The following is a 17639-nucleotide window of genomic DNA, read 5'->3' on the forward strand; positions in this document are numbered from 1 at the left end:
CCCACGACCCTTCTCACGCCCCGTTTATGATGCAGATGTGTTCGATTCCCGGCACATCAGGTCATTCCACGAAGTGGTCCGCACCGGTTCCTACTCCGCCGCCGCCCGCTCGCTCGGCTATACGCAACCTGCGATCACCCAGCAGATGAAGGCGCTCGAACGGTCCGTCGGCACGGTCCTGTTCACCCGCGTCGGCCGCAGGATGCGGCTGACCGAGGCGGGCGAGGCGCTGTCCCGGCACGCGGGAATCATCCTCGGCAACATCGACGCCGCCCAGCAGCAGATGAACGCCATCACGGGGCTGCGCACCGGACGCGTACGCATCTGCGCGTTCCCCAGCGCCAACGCCACCCTCATCCCCGAGGCGCTGTCCCGGCTCGCGGCGAGCCACCCCGGTGTGCGCGTCGAACTCCAGGAGAACGAGCCGCCCGAGTCGCTCCAGCGCCTGGTGGACGGCGACTGCGACATCACGCTGGCCTTCCACTACCCCGGCCTGCACGAGGACGTGCCGGAGGAGGTGATGGAGATCCCGCTGATGGAGGACCAGCTGACGGTCCTCATGCCCTCACGCCATCCGCTGGCCCGGCGCCGTTCCGTCAGGCTCGTCGATCTCGCGGGCGAGCGCTGGATCGCGGGCTGCCTGCGCTGCCGCGCCAACTTCCTGCACGAATGCGCCGAGCAGGGCTTCACGCCGGACATCGCCTTCACCACGGACGACAATCTCGTCATCCAGAGCCTGGTCGCCGAGGGTCTTGGCATCGCGATGATGCCGGGGCTCGTCCTCAACTTCCTGCGCCACCGCCAGGTGACGGGACGGGCTCTCGACCCGGCGTCGCGCCGACAGGTCTCGGCGTACGCGCTCAGGGAGCACCTGCGGATTCCCGCGACGGCGCTGGTGCTCGATGAGCTGAAGGCGGTCGCGGCGAACCGGATGGGCTGCTGAGGCACTCACCTCACCCACCTCGCTCGCCCCTCACCCCTCCATCCATAAGCAGAAGTTGGAGCAAGGCTTAGAAACTGTCGTTGGACGTGATGGAAGGGCGGCAGGACGCTGCCCGTATGAGTGCCTCCACCACCGCGTTCCGCGCGGCCCGCACCACCGGGCGTCTGGACGCCCTCGTCGCCGATGTCCGCGAGGCCGTCGGCCGGGGTCTGCCGCCGGATCTGACCGCGTACCTCGTCGGCGAGCGGCTCGCGCCGCATCTGGGCGCGGCCGATCTGCTCGCCGACGAGCAGTGCGAAGGCGAGCAGTGCGAGGGCGATCCCGAGCGCTACCGCCAGCATCTGCTGCACGCCGAGCACGACGGCAGCTTCTCGGTGGTCGGCCTCGTCTGGCTGCCGGGCCAGCGCACGCCGGTCCACGATCACGTCTCCTGGTGCGTCACCGGCGTCCACGAGGGCGCGGAGCACGAGCGGCGCTACCGCCTCGTCCCCGCGGCGTCCGGCGCTCCGGCGCGGCTCGTCCCCACCGAGGACCTGGTCAACCGGCAGGGCACGGTGTGCGGTTTCGCGCCGCCCGGGGACATCCACCGGGTCTGGAACGGCGGTACGCGGCGGGCGATCTCGCTCCATGTGTACGGCGCGGACATCTCCCGCCTCGGCACCAGCGTGCGCCGGGTCTACGAGCTGCCGGCCGACCGCTGATGGCGCTGCTCGGCCAGCGCCAGCAGGCCCCGTCGCCGCCCCCATCGACGTCCCCGGTCGCTCCTCCCGGTCGCCACCCGGCGCCGGGGCTCGCCCTGGCGGCCCTCGGTGTCGCGGTGGCCTGGGCGACCCACGCCCTGGTCCCCGCCGTGCCGATGCTGACGGCGGCGGTGGTGCTCGGGCTCGCGGCGGCGCACGTGCCGGGCCTCCGCGCTGTCGTACGAGGCCGGTGCAGGGCGGGGCTCTCCCTCGCGGGCAGGCGGCTGATGCGGCTCGGCATCGTCCTGCTCGGCCTGAAGCTGAGCCTGGACGACGTCCTGGGTCTTGGCTGGGCGACCGTGGGGATGGTGTTCGGGGTGGTCGCGGCGACGTTCTTCGGTACGTGGTGGCTCGGCCGCCGGATGGGCCTTCCCGGCGATCAGCCCCTCCTGATCGCCACCGGCTACTCGATCTGCGGCGCCTCCGCGATCGGCGCGGTCAGTGAGGTGAGTGAGAGCGAGGAGCGGGATGCGGCGGTGTCGGTGGCGCTTGTGACGCTCTGCGGGACGCTCGCGATCGCGGTACTGCCGTTGCTTCAGGGTCCGTTGGGGCTTGGTGACGCGGAGTTCGGGCGGTGGGCCGGGGCGAGTGTCCACGACGTGGGTCAGGTGGTGGCCACCGCGCAGACCGCTGGGGCGGGGGCGTTGGGGGACGCGGTTCTGGTGAAGCTGATACGGGTGGCGATGCTGGGTCCGCTGGTGGCGGGGGTCGCGTTGTCCTTGCGGGCCCGTGGGGGCGCTGCGCGCGGGGCGGGGAAGCGGCGGCCGCCGGTGCTTCCGCTGTTCGTTGCGGGGTTCCTGGTGATGGTGGCGGTACGGAGTACGGGCTGGGTGCCCGACGCTGCGCTTGGCGTGGCGGGGCATGTGCAGGAACTGTTGCTTGCGGCGGCCCTGTTCGGGCTCGGCGCCGCGGTGGATCTGCCCTCGCTCAGTCGGACCGGGGGGCGGGTGGCTGCGCTTGGGTTGTGTGCGTGGGTGGTTGTGGCGGGGGTTTCGTATGCGGGTGTGGTGCTGGTGGGTTAGGCGGTTCCTTTTCCCCAACCCCGCCCCTTCCCGAAAACCCGCTCGGCGCGGGGGCCCAGCGCCTTGTGGTTGCCGTCATCACCGGCTCCGCCGAGTTCGTCCTCAATCGCCGGACGGGCTGAGAGTCCTTCAGCCGTCCGGCGTTTGAGGACCGGGGTCTGGGGCGGGGTGGGGAAAAGCCCCCCTCAGCCCAACCGCACCCGCGCCAGCTGCCGCGACTGAGCAACCAAGCGATCCGCGCTGTCCCAGACCTCCGCATCCTCCTCCAGGAAACCCCCGGCGAGGTTGCGGGTCGTGATCGAGACACGGAGGGGGCCGGGTGCGGGCCTCGCTCGTACGTGGACCGTCAGTTCCACCGTCGGGACCCAGCCGGAGAGGCCGAGCTCGAACGCCGTGGGCGGCAGCGCGTCCACCGCGAGCAGCAGCGACAGCGGATCCGCGTCGCGACCGTCCGCGAGCCCGAACCAGGCCCGCATCTCCCCCTTGCCGGACGGCTGGCCGAGGGCCCACCCCAGGGTGGAGGGGTCCAGCTTCAGGAAGAGGCGGTCGCTGATCGCCGAGCTGCCGGGCACGGGCGAGTGGTCCGGCGCGTCCTGCGGGCCGAAGCACTGCTCCATCGGCGGCAGCGCGGGCGGCTTGGCCGTCGTACGGACGTCGTCGGGGAGCTCCGCCAGATCTCCGTACGAGGCGAGCACGCGGATCCGCTCGACCTCGCGCCCCTCGTCGTCGTACTGGAAGAGCGAGGCCTGTCCGGTCGACAGGGTCCGCCCGGCCCGCGCCGTGTCCGTGCGGATCACGGCGGGTCCGGGGTGGGACGCCGTCAGGTAGTGCGCGGAGACGGTGAAGGGGTCCGCGTGCGGCAGGGCGTCGGCGAGCGCGCGGCCGAGGACCGCGAGGAGATAGCCGCCGTTGACGGCGTTGATGATCGTCCACCCGGCGGAGAGCTCGATGTCGTAGACACCGGGCTCCCGCCGGGTGACCGCGGTGTCGCGGTCGAACTCGCTGTCGCCGATGCTCGCGGGCACCGCTACCGGTATGGATGTCGCCTCTGCCATACCAGTAACGTACAACATGTGACTACTAAGCGGTAGCTTTGCTGTTCCTCAGGGGCGGACCTCTACGGGTAGCTCACCTCGTTCGCCACATTGTTCTGCGCGTCCGAAGGCCCGCCCGTCCCGTTGATCACGTGATGGATCGTGCCCGTGCCTCCGAGCGACACCGTCACCATGTCGTGGAACCGCACCCCGTCCCGCTGAGGCACCTCGAAGGCGTGCTCGGCCGCGACGGACTTGTCGACGTTGAAGAAGCAGTACGAGCCGAGCCCCCACGCCTCGTGCTCGGTGACGGAGTCGGCCACCTTGTACGCGGCGTAGCCCTTCGTTTCGCCGTTCATCCAGGCCGCCTGGTTCGGCGGGTCGTACGGCATCTCGTTCTGGTAGAAGTACGTCCGGCCGCCCTCGCCGTTCCAGATCGTCTGGTGCTTCTGGTAGTGCTCGACGAACAAGCCGTACATCGTCACGTCGTCGCCGTTCACGATCAGGCCCGTGTCCGCCGTGTTCGTGTTCCAGCCGACGCCGTCGCCGTGGTCGGCCCGCCAGATCCAGGTGTGGTCGCCGATGACGTCCGAGCTGTTGACGACAAGGCTCTTTGTCGCCTTGCCCACGGACGCTCCCCCGACCCGGAAGTACACGTCGTGCAGCGAGGTCGGATTGGCGGCGTGGTCCGCGTTCGCGCCCTCGCCTCCGACCTCCATCAGCGTGTCCGAGTTCTTCGTTCCCGCGTCGAAGAGGATTCCCGCCACGTTCACGCCGTCCACGTCCGCGACGGTCATCGCCGTCACGCCGTCGTCCGGGATGAACGTGGCGAGCCCCAGGCCGAGTACGACGGTGTCGGGCCGCGTCACTTTCAGCGTCTCGTCGAGGTGGTAGACCCCGGGAGTCACCAGGAGGTTCTTGCCGTCCGCCAGCGCTCCGTTGATGTCGGACGCGCTCGCGCCCGGCTTCACGACGTAGAAGTCGTCGAGCGGGAGCGACTTCCCCGACGGAGCGCCGTCGGACCAGCTGGTGCCGCTGCTGTCCTTGCGGACGCCCGGCACGAACACCTTGTAGGCGTCGCCCTCGTCCACGTAGAGGAAGGGCTTCTCGCGTGACACCGGGGTCTGGTCGACCCTCGTGTAGGGCGGCTTGGGGAAGTTGCCATCGGGAGCGTTCTTCGCGCCGACGAAGACCATGTTCCAGTTGGAGCCCTGCCAGCCGCCCCACTCGGTGTTGCGGGACAGCCACTGCTGCTGCGAGCCGGAGTCGACCTGTCCGTCGACCTTGGTGTCGGCGAGGAGTCCGCCGCTGGACCAGCCGTTGTCATCGAGCTGGAGGTCGCCCTTGAGGTGCATACGCCGGTAGGGCGCGGCCTGCGAGACGGCCCAGCGGTCGCCGCCCGCCTTCGGGGTCACGGCGAGGTTCTCGGCGCCGCGCCAGAAGTTCTGGGTGGCGTTGCCGTCGAACCAGTCGGCCTCGGCGTGCACCGCGCCGTTGATGTCGGTGTCGTCCGGCGACATGCCGAGACCGGCTATCTGCGTGTAGAAGCCGATGTTCGCGTCGACGTCTTCGTACGTGCCCGGCTTGAAGAGCAGCGCGCGCCGCTCGCCGCCGAACTGGTTGGTCTCCTGCTGCTTGAACACCTCGTCCAGACGGCCCTGGATGGTGTCGTGCGACATGGACGGGTCGAAGACGTCGACGTTCGGGCCGAGATCGGGGGCGTCGGCCGCCACGGTCGCGGACCTCTCGCCCTTCGGCTCCGCGGCGGACTGGCCGGCGTCGGCGCTCTGGACGCCGACGAGCGCGAGGGTGCCCGCGGCCAGGGCGAGGGCTGCTGCGACCGGGAGGGCGCGACCGCGCCTTCTGTGGGTGAGATGCATGGTGTCCCTCCTCGTCAGCCCGTGTACCGGGCGAAGATCTTGGTGAACTGCCAGGGCTCCTGGTCCACTCCGGAACAGGTGTCGTCGTTCGGGTACGCGCCGGGGCAGGGGCGGTCGCGGTTGACGGACCAGAACGCGAGGCGGGCCAGGTGGTGCTCCTGGGCATAGCCGAGGATCGTCTCGAAGTCGGCCGGGGTGACGGTCTCCTGGACGTCCGTGATGCCGTTCATCGAGGACAGGCCGCTGTGCCGGTAGGCCGCGTCGTCGCTGTAGCCGTAGGCCGCCTTGACCGTGTCCTTCAGGCCGTCGGTCGCCTGCTTCGTCAGCTCGCCCATGTTCTGGCCCGCGCCGCCGAAGTCGAACGGCATGATCGTCCAGCCGTCGATCTCAAGGCCCGCGTCGGCGGCCCGCTCGATCATGCTGTCGTCGGGGCCGCTCTGATCGCTGGGGAAGGTGACGTAGGTCGTGAGGTTCTCGTTGTCCGCCTTCACCTTCTTCAGGGCGTCGATCGTCTTCTGCTGTACGGCGGGGTCGTTGTACGCGTCGCCCTCGATGTCGATGTCGATCGCCTTGAGGCCGTAGGCGTCGATGACCTTCTGGTACGCGCCCGCAAGCGCGCCGGAGTCCGCGCAGGACTCCTCCAGCTTGTGGCCGTTCGCGCCGCCGAAGGAGGGGACGACGTCGCCGCCGCCCGCGCGTACGGCATCGACGGTCTTCTGGTCGGCGCCGCCCGTCAGCGGGCGCGAGCCGTCCCACTTGGGGTCGCAGTCGCCGTCGCTGAGCACGAAGGCGAGCGTGAACCAGCCGACGCCGGTGGCTTCTTGGACCTCCGCCGGGTCGGGGGGACTGCCCCAGCCGTTGTAGAGGTAGGGGGCGACGGCCGGTGGGGCGGCCGTGGGGGCGGGGTCCGCCTGGGCGGTGGTCAGGGTGGCGCCGACAGCAGTCGCGGCCATGACAACACCCAGGGATATGAGCCGGGTTCGCTTCCTCATGGGGCCTTCCAGGAACGTGGGGGGAGGGAAGGTTGGTCCAGACTTAATTCAGTACTTGAGTTAACTCGTGAGGAAGTTGGGCGTCAAGGGTTCGGATGGGGCTCGATTCGTTCAACTTGTGAACGCTGGAGGCCAGTTGGCGAGCGCCCGGAGGATCCGTCGCGACACGCCCCTACGGCGCCTCGTCCGCCTCCACCTCCACCGCCGTCGAACGCCGGTGCCAGGCCCGTGGGGCGCGCCAGTGGTAGTGCAGCGCGAGCAGTCGCAGGACGAAGGTGGTGACCACGGCGAGGCTACTGGTGAAGGCGTTCACCATGTCGTAGTTGATGCAGAGCGCGACCATCGCGGAGCCGATGATCGCGGGCACGGCGTACAGGTCGCGGTCCCAGCGCACCAGCGAGGGCACCTCGTTGGCGATCATGTCGCGCAGCACGCCGCCGCCCACCGCCGTGGCCAGACCCAGGGCCGCCGACGAGGTGAGGCCGAGGCCGTAGTCGTACGCCTTGATCGTGCCGGTGACGCAGAAGAGGCCAAGGCCCGCCGCGTCGAAGACGTTCACCGCGAGCTGCGTGCGCTCCACCTCGGGGTGCAGGAAGAACACCAGGAGGGCGGCGAACAGGGGCGTGATGAAGTAGCCGAGGTCGACGAACGCGGCGGGCGGCACCGCCCCGATGACCACGTCACGGATGAGCCCTCCGCCCAGCGCGGTGACCTCGGCGAGTACGGCGATGCCGAAGACGTCGAAGTTCTTGCGCACGGCGAGCAGCGCGCCGGAGATCGCGAAGACGAAGATTCCGACGATCTCGAGCGCGTGCTGGACGGAGGGACTGAACAGATCCTGGATCACGCGACATTCTTACCTGCCCGCCGGTGCGAGGCCGACGAGGCCAGGCCTACGGGGCGGGACTACAAGCCGGGACTACAGGGCGGGACTACAGGGCGGGCTTGCCCTTAGTGAACAGCCACGTCTGGAACAGCGAGTCGAGCTGCTTGCCCGAGATCTTCTCGGCGAGCCGGATGAAGTCGTCGGTGTTCGCGTTCCCGTGCCGGTTCTGCTTGGTCCAGGCCGGCAGCAGCTTGAAGAACGCCTTGTCACCGATGCGCTCGCGCAGGACCTGGAGCGTCATCGCGCCGCGCTGGTAGACGGCGGAGGCGAACATCGTGTCGCGCTGCGGGTCGCCGACGACCGTCTGCCAGAAGGCCGAGTCGGCGGGGCGTGAGTTGTAGCCCGCGAGGAAGGCGTCGTGGGCGCTCTGGGTGCCCTTGTGCTCGCTCCACAGCCACTGGGAGTAGGTCGCGAAGCCCTCGTTGAGCCAGATGTGCTTCCACTTCTCGACCGAGACGGAGTCGCCGAACCACTGGTGGGCGAGCTCGTGGGCGATGGTCGACTCGCTGCGGACCGCGGAGTAGACCGGCTTGGTCTGGGTCTCCAGGGAGAAGCCCGCCTGCGGCATGTCGTCGACGATCGCGCCGGTCTCCTCGAAGGGGTAGGGCCCGAAGATCTTCGACCAGTAGTCGGTGACCTCGGCCGTGACGGCGTACACGTCGACGTTGTTGCTGTTCTCGAGGACGGGGTCGATGGCGACGTAGATCGGGGTCCCCGCCGGGGTCTTGCCCTTCTTCACGTTGAACTTGCCTATGGTCGCGGTCGCCAGGTAGGTGGCCATGGGCTCGGACTCGCGCCAGTGGGCGACGGTCTGGCCGCCCTTGTCGTACGTGTCGACCAGACGGCCGTTGGAGACCCCCGTCAGGCCCTTGGGGGCCTTGATGCGGATGTCGAAGGCGGCCTTGTCCCCCGGGTGGTCGCTGGAGGGGAACCAGGTCGACGCGGCGTTGGGCTCGCACGCGACGAAGACGCCGTCGGTGGTCTTCATCCAGCCGTAGTCGGAGCCGAAGACGATGGGGCCGCTCAGCGGCTCGGGCACGCCGCCGTAGGTGACGGTCGCGGTGAACGTCTTGTTCTTGTGCAGGCTGTCGCGCGGGCTGACGCGGATCTCGTCGCCCTCGCGCGTGAAGTGTGCCCGTCTGCCGTTCACCTCGATCTTCGTCACTTCCAGCTTCTGGAGGTCGAGGTCGAAGGAGGAGAGGTTCTGGGTGGCGCGCGCGGTGATCGTGGTGCGGCCGTCGAGGCGGTCGGTGTCGGGGTTGTACGCCACGTCGAGGCCGTAGTGGCGTACGTCGAAGCCGCCGTTGCCGAGCTGGGGGAAGTACGTGTCCCCCACGCCGTCGGCGCCCGGGTGGGGCCCGGGTGCGGCGGCGATCAAGCAGAAGGAGGCGGCGGCCGTGGCCAACGCCCCCAGACGTGCCGAACGGGAGAGTGCCATGAGTCATCCCTTAGCGCGTGTTCCGATGAAACGGACACGCAGACTCTGCACTCTCCCGTATGGGCGTGTACATGACTTGGTGCCTGATTTTTACCAAGTCATCAGGCGCTACTTGTCAGTTGACGCCTGACCCTTGGCTTCCGCTTCCGGAGCGTCCTTCGAAGGGCTCTCCGAGGGGCTCTCCGCAGGGCTCTTGGAGACGGTCTTCTTCGGGGTCACGGCCTCCTCAGCCGTCTCCTCCGCCTTGCTCACCACCGAGACCACGTCGATCGCCTCCTTGGCGACCTGGAGCAGCTTGGTGTCGCCCGGCTGCTGGTCCTCGGCGTTCTCCGGGTGGTGGCACGCCACCTGGTGGCCGGAGGCGAGCGGGATCAGCGGCGGCTCGGTCTTCGCGCAGATCTCCGTCGCCTTCCAGCAGCGCGTGTGGAAACGGCAGCCGGTGGGCGGGTCGATCGGCGAGGGGACGTCACCGCGGAGCAGGATGCGCTCGCTCTTGACGCCGCGCCGCTTGGGGTCGGGCACCGGCACGGCGGAGAGGAGCGCCTTGGTGTACGGGTGCATCGGCGTGGAGTAGAGGTCCTGGCGGTCCGCCAGCTCCACGATCTTGCCGAGGTACATCACCGCGATGCGGTCCGAGACGTGCCGGATGACCGAGAGGTCGTGCGCGATGATCACGTACGTGAGGCCGAGCTCGTCCTGGAGGTCGTCCAGGAGGTTGACCACCTGCGCCTGGATGGAGACGTCCAGGGCGGAGACGGGCTCGTCGGCCACGACCAGCTTGGGCCGCAGGGCGAGCGCGCGGGCGATGCCGATGCGCTGGCGCTGACCGCCGGAGAACTCGTGCGGGTAACGGTTGTAGTGCTCGGGGCTGAGCCCCACCCGCTCCAGCATCTGCTGCACGTGCTTCTTCAGGCCGCCCTCGGGCTTGACGCCCTGGAGCTTGAACGGCGCACCGACGATCGTGCCGATGGTGTGCCGCGGGTTCAGCGACGAGTACGGGTCCTGGAAGATCATCTGCACGTCGCGGCGCAGCGGCCGCATCTTGCCGGTGTTCAGGTGCGTGATGTCCACGCCCTCGAACTCCACGCGGCCCGCGGTCGGTTCGAGCAGCCGGGTGATCAGACGGCCCATCGTCGACTTGCCGCAGCCCGACTCGCCCACGACGCCGAGCGTCTCACCGGGACGTACGTCGAAGGAGAGACCGTCGACGGCCTGCACCGCGGCCACCTGGCGCTGCATCAGCCCCTTCTTGATGGGGAAGTGCTTCACCAGGCCTTCGACCTTGAGCAGCGGCTCGACGGACTCCGCGGAGCTCTTCGGCTGCGCCGGGATCGTCATCTCCTGGCCCTTCGCCTGATCTTTCGCCAGGTCTTTCGCATCGTCTTTCACAGCTTCGGCGCAATCTCTTCGGTCCAGATGCGGGTCCGCTCGTCCTGCGACATGTGACAGGCGGTGAAGTGCCCCGGTACGACCTCGTGCAGGTCGGGGCGCTCGCGGCGGGTGATCTGGTCCTTGGGGATGTCGGCGTACGGGCAGCGCGGGTTGAAGGCGCAGCCCGTCGGCAGGTTGATCAGGCTGGGCGGGGAGCCCTTGACCGGCACGAGGCGGTCGGTCTGCTCGCGGTCGATGCGCGGCATCGATCCCAGGAGGCCCCAGGTGTAGGGGTGCTGGGGCTCGTAGAAGACCTTCTCGGCGGTGCCGCGCTCGACGCAGCGCCCGCCGTACATCACGAGCAGTTCGTCCGCCATCTCGGCGACCACGCCCAGGTCGTGCGTGATCATGATGACCGCGGAGCCGAACTCCTTCTGCAGGTCCCGGATGAGGTCGAGGATCTGCGCCTGGACGGTGACGTCGAGGGCGGTCGTCGGCTCGTCCGCGATGAGCAGTTCGGGGTTGTTCACCAGGGCCATCGCGATCATCGCGCGCTGGCGCATACCGCCCGAGAACTCGTGCGGGTAGCTGTCGACGCGCTTGTCCGGCTGGGGAATGCCCACCCGGTCGAGCATCTCGATGGCGCGCTTGCGGGCGACCTTCTTGTCCACCTTGTTGTGGACCCGGTACGCCTCCATGATCTGTGTGCCGATGGAGTAGTACGGGTGCAGCGCGGACAGCGGGTCCTGGAAGATCATCGCCATGTCGCGGCCACGCAGCTTGCGCACCTCGTTGGGGTCCGCGCTGAGCAGCTCCGTGCCGTTCAGCCAGATCTCGCCGGACAGCTGCGCCTTGCGGCTGCCGTACTGCCCGGCGGTGTGCAGACCCAGGATGCCGAGCGAGGTGACCGACTTGCCGGATCCTGACTCGCCGACGATGCCGAGGGTCTTGCCCTTCTCCAGCTGGAAGCTGAGCCCGTCGACGGACTTGACCAGGCCGTCGTCGGTCGGGAAGTGCACCTTGAGGTCGCGGACCTCGAGGAATGCGGTGGGAGCGACCGAGTCGGCGACGGGTTCTCCGACCGCCGCTCCGGTCTTGTGCAGGTCGGTCATCCCAGCCTCACTCGCGGGTCGATGACGGCGTACAGAAGGTCGACGACGAGGTTGGCGAGGGCGATCGCGAGCGATGCGCACAAGGTGACGCCGAGGATCACCGGCAGGTCCTTGTTGCTGATGGCCTTGACCGCTTCCAGGCCGAGCCCCGGCAGGTTGAACGTGGACTCGGTGAGGACGGCGCCACCGAGGAGCACACCGAGGTCGAGGCCGAAGACGGTGAGGATCGGCGTCATGGCGGAGCGCAGCGCGTGCCGTCTGATGACGGTGGCCTCGCCGAGCCCCTTGGCGCGCGCGGTGCGGATGTAGTCCTCACCGAGCACTTCCAGCATGGTGGCGCGGGTTAGTCGCGCGTACATGGCGGCGTTGAGGAACGCGAGCACGATCCAGGGAAGGATCATCGTCTCGAACCAGACGTTGATCGGATCGTCCGTGGTGAGGGTGTCCTCGATCTTCACCCAGCCGAGCGTGTGGACGAAGAGCCCCATCGCGATCATGCCGGTGAAGAAGATCGGCAGCGAGACGCCGCCGAGGGCGGTGATCATCGCGGTGCGGTCCCAGATGGTGCCGCGCTTGAGCGCGGAGAGCACACCGGTGGCGACACCGGCGACGAGCCACAGCACACAGGCACCGGCGGCGAGCGCCATGGTGACGGGCAGGGCGTCCTTCAGGGTCTCCCAGACGGGCGCCTCGGTACGGAAGGAGTATCCGAAGCAGGGGGCCGGGCAGTGGGTCACGTCGGCCCCGTTGGCGTAGTCACGCCCCATCGGGATGCCCTTGACGAAGTCCCAGAACTGGACGAGCAGAGGGTCGTCAAGACCCAGTTTGATCCGGATGCCCGCGAGCTGCTCGGCTCCGGACGACTTACCGGCGAAGAGGACGGCGATGTCCTGTCCCGCCCACTTGGGCAACATGAAGAAGACGGTGAAGGTCGCGAGCAGTACGACCAGCACCATGACGACAACGGCGATCAGGCGCCGGATGAGATAAGCAAGCACTGTGCGCGGCCCGGCGGTGGCCGGGACTCCCTTGTGAGGAGTCCCGGCCACCGCCCGGGGCCATCACCTGCCCTTCGGACTGGCGGGATTCGGCGGTAGGACGGCCTTTACGGGTACTGCTGACTGCTGAACTGCGTTGCTGCTACTTTCCGCCGTTCACACCGAGCGAGACGTAGTCGTAGCGACCGCTGTACGCGGCGGACGAGTAGACGTTGCTCGCCCGCGACGAACGCCAGCTGATGTTCTTCTCGTAGATGAAGGGCATCCAGTACGCCTTGTCCACGATCTCGTGCGCCAGCTTGGTGTAGATCTGGCCGGCCTTCTCGGGGTCGACCGTGCCGATCGCGTCGTCGAAGTACTTGTCGATCTTCGGCTCGTCGATCTGCGACTCGTTGTAGTTGCCGTTCTCGTTGATGAAACGGCTGTCGAACAGCGGCTGGGCGTAGCCCTGGCCGGTCGGGAAGTCCGGACCCCAGCCCGCCATCGTCATGCCGATGCCGCGCTTCTTCACCACCGCGGGAGAGCCGGTGATGCTGGAGGAGTCGGCGCCGTCGATCTGGTCGACCTCGGCGTTGATGTTGACCTTCTTCAGCTGCTCCTGGAGCGCCGTGGCGGCGTCCACCTCACCCGGCTGGTTGGTGCGCGCCGAGATCTTGGTCGAGAAGCCGCCGGGCTTGCCACAGTCCTTGAGCTCGGCCTTCGCCTTGGTGACGTCGGGCTTGCCCTTGCGCTTCAGGATGCCGTACGGGTCGTAGTCGTCGTGACCCTTGATCGACTTCGGGAAGACGTTCGCGGCGATCTCACCGGCGGCGACCGGGCCACCACGGGTCTTCTGCAGGCTCGCGAAGTCCGTGGCGTAGAAGACGGCCTTGCGGCAGGCCTCGTTGTCGAACGGCTTCGTCTTGGTCACAAGGGCGACGTAACGGACGAAGTCCGTCTGCATGTTGTCGACGTTGTCCTTGTGGTCCTGAATGGCGGTGGTACGACCCGACTGGGTCATGCCGGTGCCATTCATGTCGATGTCGTAGTCACCTTCCATCAGGCGCTTGTCGTTCTCTTCGAGGTTCGCCGAGATGGTGACCGAGATCTTGTCCGGCAGGGCGGGACGGACCGGGTCGGACGACTTCTTCCAGTTCTTGTTGCGGACCAGCGTGATGCTCTTGCCGGCGCTGTAGTTCTGGAACTTGTACGGGCCGGAGGAGAACGGGCGCTGGGTGTACTTGGCGCCGGTGTCCTCGGACTGCTTGACCGGGGTGCCCGACGGCATCGCGAGCATCTGCTCGAAGTCGCCGTTCTTCTTGGGCAGCTTGAAGATGATCGTGTTGTCGTCCGGCGTCTCGACCGCCTTCAGACCGAGCTTGTCCTTCGACTTGTCCTCGTAGGGGCCCTTGTACTCGCCCTTGGGGTCAAGCGTGGACTTCAGGTAGCCGGGACCACCGGTGATGACCTTGGTGGCCCAGATGCGCTCGATGCCGTACTTGATGTCCTTGGAGGTCAGCTTCGAGCCGTCCTCCCAGGTCAGGCCGTCACGCAGCTTGTACGTGTAGGTCTTGCCGTCGTCGCTGATCTTCGCCGTGTCCTCGGCGAGGTCGGGGACGAGCTTGTTGGACGCGGCACCCGGCTTGGTGTCGTACGTGATCAGCGTGCGGGTGTAGTACCGCATGAAGTCCCACGTCATGCCGTAGTACGCACGCTGCGGGTCCGCCGAGTCCAGGTCCTGCTTGGCGATGAACTTGAGCGTTCCGCCCTTTGTCTTCGACGCGTTCGCGACCTTGCCGATGGCCGCGTTGTAGCCCGCGCCCTTGCTGTCGTCGTCGTCGCTGGAGCCGCCGCACGCCGTGGTGGTCACCAGCGCCGCTACGACGAGAGCCGCGCCGGCGGTCAATCGTCGCTTAGAGGAACCTGTGGGCATTTCTCGCATCCTCCGAGATTCGCGGTCCTTGGCCATGACTGCCTTAAGAACCATGTGAAGAGCCGCCTGACGCTGGGGCAGGGGCAAGCCAGTTGGGGCTGTTAACGAGTTCCCTTGGGGTCAAGGGCATCGCGCAGCCCGTCACCGAAGAGGTTGAAGGCAAGCACGGTCACGAAGATCGCCAGGCCGGGGAAGACCATGAACATCGGGTCATGCTCGTACGTCGCGAGGGCGTCCCGGAGCATGCCGCCCCAGGAAGCCGTCGGCGGGCGCACACCTGCGCCGAGGAAGCTGAGCGCCGCTTCGGTGAGGATGTTGGTGGGGATCATGAGCGTCGCGTAGACGGTGATCGGAGCGACCAGGTTCGGCAGCAGCTCACGGAAGAGGATGTGCCGTTGACCGCCGCCGAGGCTGCGGGCCGCTTCCACGTACTCGCGTTCGCGCAGCGAGAGGGTCTGGCCCCGGACGATGCGCCCGACGTAGGGCCAGCCGAAGAAGCCGATCACCAGGATCAGTACCGCGATGCGGACGCCGCTGCCGGTGAGCCCGAGCAGGTCGTCGGGGAGTACCGAGACCAGGGAGATCACGAAGAGCAGCTGCGGGAAGGCGAGCAGCACGTCCATGACCCGGCTGATCAGCGCGTCGATCCAGCCGCCGAAGTAACCGGCGATGATGCCGAAGAAGGTGCCGAGCACCACGGCCACCACGGCGGCGAGGAAGGCCACCAGGAGGGAGATGCGGGCGCCGTAGACGATCCGGCTGAAGACGTCGCGGCCCTTGTTCGGCTCGACGCCGAAGAGGAAGTCCCAACTCATTCCGCCGAACGCGCCCTTGGGCAGGTTCGTGAGGTCTTCGAGCTCGTCCTGATGGAACTCGTTGGGCGGGTGGCCCAACAGGGAGACGATCAGGGGCGCGAAGACGGCGACAAAGACCAGGACGAGCACGGTAATGCCGCCGGCCAGAGCGACCTTGTCCCGCTTCAAGCGGTTCCAGGCGATCTGCTTGAGGGACCGCCCCTCGACCTTCCTCACCCCTGCATCAGCTGCGGGAGCGACGTCCGCCGTCGGGTCCGCGTCCGCAGGTGTGTCATGCAATGGTGCCGTCATCGTGGCAGGGACCCCTCTCAACCGGTGGTGACCGGCCCACACTTGCCGCTGTAGCGACGTGATCTGTCCGTCGTACACAGGGGCGAAGCGCCCCACTTGCGGGAGTCTTCATCGGGGTTGCGATCTGTTACCAGCCCAGAAGGGGAATGGATGCTCAACCGTGATGCTGTTTGAGGTGTTCCGTTATCCGGACGCACGTGAACGAGGGGCGAACACGGGGCAGTTGGGTGGCAACGGGCCACGAGGTGCTAAAGGGCCCCTCCGCCATCAGAACGGACATTGTGGCTGTCGGGGCAGGTATAGGAGGCGCGGTGGCCGGTTCAGGGCCTCTTCAGCGCCATCTCAGTGCGGATTCCGCACCGGACCCACACCGCATCTGCACCGATTCAGTACTGCTTCAGTGCTGCTTCAGTACTGCGCGGGGTATCCGTAGCCACCCGCGGGCGCCGGGGCCGGCTGGGCCTCGCGGTCGTAGAACGGTCTGGCGTTGGCGCGCAGCCACAGGGCGACCGGGTCGTACCCGTCGGACATCGCGACCGTCGAGACGGGCAGTCCTTCGGGGACGGCGGCGATGGACTGCTGCATCATCGTGCGTACCCCGTCCACCGACGACGGCGACGTGTCGTACACGTCGAGGCCGATGGCCAGATACGGCGCACCGAGCGCGGGCTGCACCCAGGCGCGGCGCAGCGAGCGGACCGCGGGGGTGCGGTGGGCGGTCTGCGTGAGCAGGGCGTAGAACTGCGGGATCTCGATGGCGGGCTCGGTGAGCCTGAGCGGGCCCGCGGGCAGCAGGTCCAGGCCCGACGCGATGCGCCGCAGGTCGAGCCAGGGGATGCCGACGCCGCCGCCGGGGGCGTGCGGGTTGAGCCAGAGGCCGTAGTGGTCGGGGTAGAGGGTGCGGGCGATGTCGAGGCCGCTGACGACCTCGTACGAACGGTTCCAGCCACTCGCGGAGAGCTCCTGGGCGGAGGTCACGCACGGTGCGTACCCGAGGCCTTCGACCTCCATGTTCCCGTACTGCGCGTCGGGGGATCCGGCCTGGCCGTGCCAGAGCAGCATCCAGACCTGGTCGGCGGCGAGCGCCCGCAGGAGCGCCTCGTAGGCGTCATAACGCCCTGGCGTCACCTGGCGCAGCATGTGCTCGACCTGCCCGGCAGCAGCCGTGCCCGACGCACTCACCCTTAACCGCCCCTTCGCGATGACCCGCTGACCCGCTGACCCGCTGGACCTGGAACCTGATGAACCTGATGAACCTGACGTGACTGGCGAGCCCGGGCCGAATCGGCAGTGCCGTGCCCCGCCCGGGCCATGAAACCAGCTTAAGCGGCGATCCTGACACCGACTTGACGTACGGCACCCTCACACACGTACCTGCACATGTCCTTACACATGTCCGTGCTCGCGCCCCGGTGTCTGACCGAAGAAGGGCCGAACCCGCTCACGCATCCAGTCGCCGACCGGGTCCTGGGCGACGTCGAGCAGCACCAGGTTCACCGGCCAAGCCACCGGGGCGTGGCCCAGAGCCCGGCCCACGGCCTCCATCGGCAGCTCGCGCGCGTTGCCCTCCCAGGAGGTCAGTTCGACGCCGATGAACAGCGTGGGCTCCTCGCCCTCGACGCTCGCCAGGCAGCGGCGGGCGTTCAGGACGATCCCGGTGGCCTCGAACTCGCGGGCCGCGGCGGACAGGAAGTCCACCGGATCGTGCTGCCAGTCCGGTTCGAAGAGCCGTACGCGACCGCCGGTCGCGGGTCCGTCCAGCGGCGTGCGTCCGGACCGGCAGAGTTCGGCGACGGCGGGCGGCGGCAGCGGGACCCCGACCGTGCCGTCCGGGTTGACCGCGATGCCCATCTGCGGGGGAAGCCCGCGCGCGAACTCCACGGCGGGCGCCACGGTGCAGCCCATCCGGCCACCGGTGACCTGCTGGAACTGCTGCTCGGAGCTGAAGACGGGGACGAAGGCCTGGCCGTCGATCTCCAGCGTGGGCAGGTCGAGGGTGCCGCTGTCAGGGCCGCCGCCGCTCGGCAGCGGGACCCAGACGTGGCTGCGGCCGAGCACCTCGACGATGCGGGCCCCCGCGGACGTCTGGGGCGCCCCCGGCGTGCCGAGTGATGCCGCGAGCACCTCTTCGAGTTCGTTGCCCGGCCATCCTCCGTACGGATGTGCGTGCGCCTGCGCCGGAATATCCATCTGCCCAACCCCTGC

The 17639-nt window shown here is 68.2% G+C and carries 15 protein-coding genes; 3 read left to right on the forward strand and 12 right to left on the reverse strand.

Going from position 1 to position 17639, the window contains the following annotated elements:
• The first annotated feature begins 37 nt into the window (after nt 1-37).
• The 3 genes from ACWFRJ_RS33035 to ACWFRJ_RS33045 all read left to right on the forward strand — a co-directional run bounded on the left by ACWFRJ_RS33035 (nt 38) and on the right by ACWFRJ_RS33045 (nt 2705).
• Nucleotides 38-943, forward strand: coding sequence for a LysR substrate-binding domain-containing protein (locus tag ACWFRJ_RS33035; RefSeq protein ID WP_453539249.1), 906 nt, complete (start codon nt 38-40; stop codon nt 941-943).
• Nucleotides 944-1059: 116 nt separating this feature from the next.
• A complete protein-coding gene (locus ACWFRJ_RS33040) occupies nt 1060-1644 on the forward strand; it encodes a cysteine dioxygenase (RefSeq protein WP_453539252.1) in 585 nt (194 codons plus the stop codon).
• The gene (locus ACWFRJ_RS33045) at nt 1644-2705 is read left to right on the forward strand and encodes a YeiH family protein (protein ID WP_453539254.1); all 1062 of its coding nucleotides are present in this window, start codon (nt 1644-1646) and stop codon (nt 2703-2705) included. Before ACWFRJ_RS33040 ends, ACWFRJ_RS33045 begins: the two co-directional genes overlap by 1 nt.
• Before the next feature lie 185 nt (nt 2706-2890).
• On the opposite strand, the gene ACWFRJ_RS33050 is transcribed toward ACWFRJ_RS33045, so the two are convergent.
• The 12 genes from ACWFRJ_RS33050 to ACWFRJ_RS33105 form a co-directional block, all read right to left on the reverse strand.
• Entirely contained in the window at nt 2891-3760 is an 870-nt protein-coding gene (locus ACWFRJ_RS33050; protein WP_453539256.1) for a thioesterase family protein, read from the reverse strand.
• A 62-nt stretch (nt 3761-3822) separates the two neighbouring features.
• Complete coding sequence (locus ACWFRJ_RS33055; protein WP_453539259.1) at nt 3823-5619, reverse strand: coagulation factor 5/8 type domain-containing protein; 1797 nt, start codon at nt 5617-5619, stop codon at nt 3823-3825.
• A 14-nt stretch (nt 5620-5633) separates the two neighbouring features.
• Nucleotides 5634-6572 (reverse strand): chitinase, encoded by a 939-nt coding sequence (locus ACWFRJ_RS33060; protein WP_453539262.1) that lies wholly within the window; start codon nt 6570-6572, stop codon nt 5634-5636.
• A gap of 211 nt (nt 6573-6783) precedes the next feature.
• Nucleotides 6784-7458, reverse strand: coding sequence for a trimeric intracellular cation channel family protein (locus ACWFRJ_RS33065; RefSeq protein WP_453539265.1), 675 nt, complete (start codon nt 7456-7458; stop codon nt 6784-6786).
• 85 nt (nt 7459-7543) lie between these two features.
• Complete coding sequence (locus ACWFRJ_RS33070) at nt 7544-8935, reverse strand: M1 family metallopeptidase (protein ID WP_453539268.1); 1392 nt, start codon at nt 8933-8935, stop codon at nt 7544-7546.
• Between the two features lie 108 nt (nt 8936-9043).
• On the reverse strand, nt 9044-10273 hold the full coding sequence (locus ACWFRJ_RS33075; protein WP_453539271.1) for an ABC transporter ATP-binding protein: 1230 nt from the start codon (nt 10271-10273) through the stop codon (nt 9044-9046).
• 47 nt (nt 10274-10320) lie between these two features.
• The gene (locus ACWFRJ_RS33080) at nt 10321-11418 is read right to left on the reverse strand and encodes an ABC transporter ATP-binding protein (protein WP_453539274.1); all 1098 of its coding nucleotides are present in this window, start codon (nt 11416-11418) and stop codon (nt 10321-10323) included.
• The gene (locus ACWFRJ_RS33085) at nt 11415-12416 is read right to left on the reverse strand and encodes an ABC transporter permease (RefSeq protein ID WP_453539433.1); all 1002 of its coding nucleotides are present in this window, start codon (nt 12414-12416) and stop codon (nt 11415-11417) included. Before ACWFRJ_RS33085 ends, ACWFRJ_RS33080 begins: the two co-directional genes overlap by 4 nt.
• A gap of 142 nt (nt 12417-12558) precedes the next feature.
• A complete protein-coding gene (locus tag ACWFRJ_RS33090) occupies nt 12559-14328 on the reverse strand; it encodes an ABC transporter substrate-binding protein (RefSeq protein ID WP_453539277.1) in 1770 nt (589 codons plus the stop codon).
• A 101-nt stretch (nt 14329-14429) separates the two neighbouring features.
• Nucleotides 14430-15434: an ABC transporter permease gene (locus ACWFRJ_RS33095; RefSeq protein ID WP_453539280.1), complete on the reverse strand. Its 1005-nt coding sequence runs from the start codon at nt 15432-15434 to the stop codon at nt 14430-14432.
• A gap of 408 nt (nt 15435-15842) precedes the next feature.
• Nucleotides 15843-16616 (reverse strand): enhanced serine sensitivity protein SseB C-terminal domain-containing protein, encoded by a 774-nt coding sequence (locus ACWFRJ_RS33100; RefSeq protein WP_453539283.1) that lies wholly within the window; start codon nt 16614-16616, stop codon nt 15843-15845.
• A gap of 204 nt (nt 16617-16820) precedes the next feature.
• The gene (locus ACWFRJ_RS33105; protein WP_453539286.1) at nt 16821-17624 is read right to left on the reverse strand and encodes an enhanced serine sensitivity protein SseB; all 804 of its coding nucleotides are present in this window, start codon (nt 17622-17624) and stop codon (nt 16821-16823) included.
• Nucleotides 17625-17639 lie beyond the last annotated feature (15 nt).

The organism is Streptomyces sp. NPDC055239 (assembly GCF_053606205.1).